At 71.0% G+C, this 2,365-nt stretch carries 2 protein-coding genes and 1 pseudogene; 1 reads left to right on the forward strand and 2 read right to left on the reverse strand.

Annotated elements, in window-relative coordinates; genetic code table 11:
• Nucleotides 1-364 (forward strand): annotated as a pseudogene (locus ASG00_RS16555) (amidase family protein); the annotation flags it as partial.
• 60 nt (nt 365-424) lie between these two features.
• Here the strand turns inward: ASG00_RS16555 and ASG00_RS02565 are convergent.
• Together ASG00_RS02565 and ASG00_RS02570 are read right to left on the reverse strand one after the other, a co-directional pair.
• Entirely contained in the window at nt 425-1,057 is a 633-nt protein-coding gene (locus ASG00_RS02565) for a DUF1989 domain-containing protein (protein WP_056206624.1), read from the reverse strand.
• 35 nt (nt 1,058-1,092) lie between these two features.
• A partial coding sequence (locus ASG00_RS02570) for a hydantoinase B/oxoprolinase family protein (RefSeq protein WP_162238327.1) occupies nt 1,093-2,365 on the reverse strand: 1,273 nt, incomplete at its 5' end.

A 2,365-nucleotide genomic window follows, 5' to 3' on the forward strand; every position in this document is an offset into this window, starting at 1 on the left:
CCTGCGCGGACTCGAGGAGACCCGACGCATCGACCTCGAGCAGTGGATGGACGCCCAGGGCCTCGACGTGCTCGCCTTCCCCGCCGTCGCCGACATCGCACGCGCCGACATGGACGTGAACCCCGCCTCGGCCGACGCCGGCTGGGCCAACGGCGTCTGGGTCGCGAACGGCAACCTGGCGATCCGGCACCTCGGCATCCCGACCGTCACCGTGCCGATGGGGCTGCTCGCCGACATCCGCATGCCCGTCGGACTCACGTTCGCCGGCCGCGCCTACGACGACGAGCGGATGCTGCGCCTCGCCGCCGCGTTCGAGGCGATCCGGCCGCGGCGCGTGGCGCCGCCGCGCACGCCCGCGCTCTGACGCGGATGGGGCGGGCGCGCCGGTCACCCGGCACGGCCCGCCCCATCGGCGTGCGGCGCGTCAGGCCACCGTCACCTGCATCGGCGTCACGTGGAACGCGTTGCACGGGTTGTGCTCCTCCGGGCAGTTCGACAGACCCACGTAGAGGTCGTCGAGCGCTTCGAGCACGATGCAGTCGCCGGCCTTCGTCGTCGGCTCGACGATCTCCATGCGTCCGTCGGCGTGATGGATGATGTTCATGAAGAGCGAGATGCACTGGTCGGGGTTGATCTTCGTCTCGTCCAGACCCAGCTCGCGCCAGTCGCCGACGAGGTTGTCGAGGCATCCCCAGGTCTCCTCGACCCCGTAGCGGATCGAGTTCGAGTACTTCGAGCAGTAGCCGCCGGTCATGTTGTGGATGCCGTTGTCGTCGCGCACTACGCGGAACATCGGGCGGCAGCGGTCGGAGTAGATCGTGTACCCCTCGTTGAGGTCCCACTTGCCCGAGCTCACGCGCGTGAACATCGCCGACAGGCGCTCGTCGGGGTCGGAGACCATCGAGGCGATGAAGTCCATGACCTGCTGCCCCTCGAGGTCGGTGATCGTGAGAGTCTGCCCCTTGCGGAGGGCCAGCGCGAGGCGCCCCTTGGGAGCGAGCACGGTGGATCCCGGCTCCGCCCAGGCGATCGTGGTCGTGTCGTGTGCGTCAGTCATGTGTGTTCCTTCGTCCGTCGTCGTCAGCAGGTCTGTCATCGGGCGCCGTATCCGCCGCCGCCCGGAGTGCGCATGAGGATGCGGGATCCCGGCGCCCAGCGGATGCGCCCCTTGGGTTCGGCGACATCGCTGCCGTCGACCCGCAGCACTCCCGGGGCGCCGTCGCCGCCGCCGGCGAGACCCGGCGCGGCGTGCTCGATGCGCTCCGTGAGGAAGATCACGTCGAGCGGGGCGTCGTGCCGAGACACGAGCGCGACCTCCTGGCCGTCGCCGCCGCGCCACGCGCCCTCGCCGCCCGAGCCGCGCACGATCGACTTCGACTCGACGAGCACGGGAGCCTGGCTCTCGACGATCTCGACGGGCGTGTTCGACACGTTGCTCGGCGTCGACAGCGTCGCGTAGCCGGCCTGGCCGCGCGCGGCGCCCTGACCGCCGTTGAAGCACAGCAGCGAGGCGAACGGACCGGTCTCCTTCTCGCCGCGGATGCCGACCACCCAGAAGGGCGTGCCGGCGGCCGCCGAGACCCGGTCGGGCAGCACGTCGGCGAGCGCGCGGGAGAGCACCGAGGGGATGGCGTGCGCGGGGAAGTTGGCGCTCACCGCCGCGTTCGTTCGCGGGTTCAGCAGCGACCCTTCCGGCACGCGGATCGCGATGGGGCGCAGGGCGCCCTCGTTGTTCGGCAGCTCGGGTGCCAGCAGGCACGCGAGCCCGTACCGGGTGTAGCCGAAGGTCGGCGAGGCGGAGTTGATGCCGAACGTCGACTGGCGCGAGGTGCCCTCGTAGTCGACGGTCATCGAATCGCCGTGCACCTCGACCGAGACCACGATCGTCTTCGGCTCCTCGAAGCCGTCGAGATCGATCGAGGCCGCGTAGTGGCCGTCGGGGATCTCGGCGATCGAGGCCCGCACCGCGCGCTCGGTGGCGTCGCAGATGTGGGCCGCGGCCTCGTCGAGATCGAGCCCCGCGTCGCTGTCGAGCAGCGCCGTCACGCGGCGCTCGCCCAGCGCGTTCGCAGCGATGAGCGCGTCGACGTCGCCGAGCACCTGCGCGGGAACCCGCACGTTCGCGGCGAGGATGCGGCGCACGAGGGCGTTCGGCACGCCCGCTTCCACAAGCTTCACGGGCGGCAGGCAGAAGCCCTCTTCGAACGCATCCTGCGCGAACGCGCCCTCGGAGGTGCCGCCGATGTCGGAGAGATGGCAGATCGAGGCGACGTAAGCCACGATGCGACCGTCGCGGAAGACGGGGGTGGCCGCGGTCAGGTCGGGCAGGTGCGTGTTGCCGTAGCGCGGCGAGTTGGTGGCGATC

This window comes from Microbacterium sp. Leaf351 (assembly GCF_001423825.1).
Classification (GTDB): Bacteria; Actinomycetota; Actinomycetes; order Actinomycetales; family Microbacteriaceae; genus Microbacterium; species Microbacterium ginsengisoli.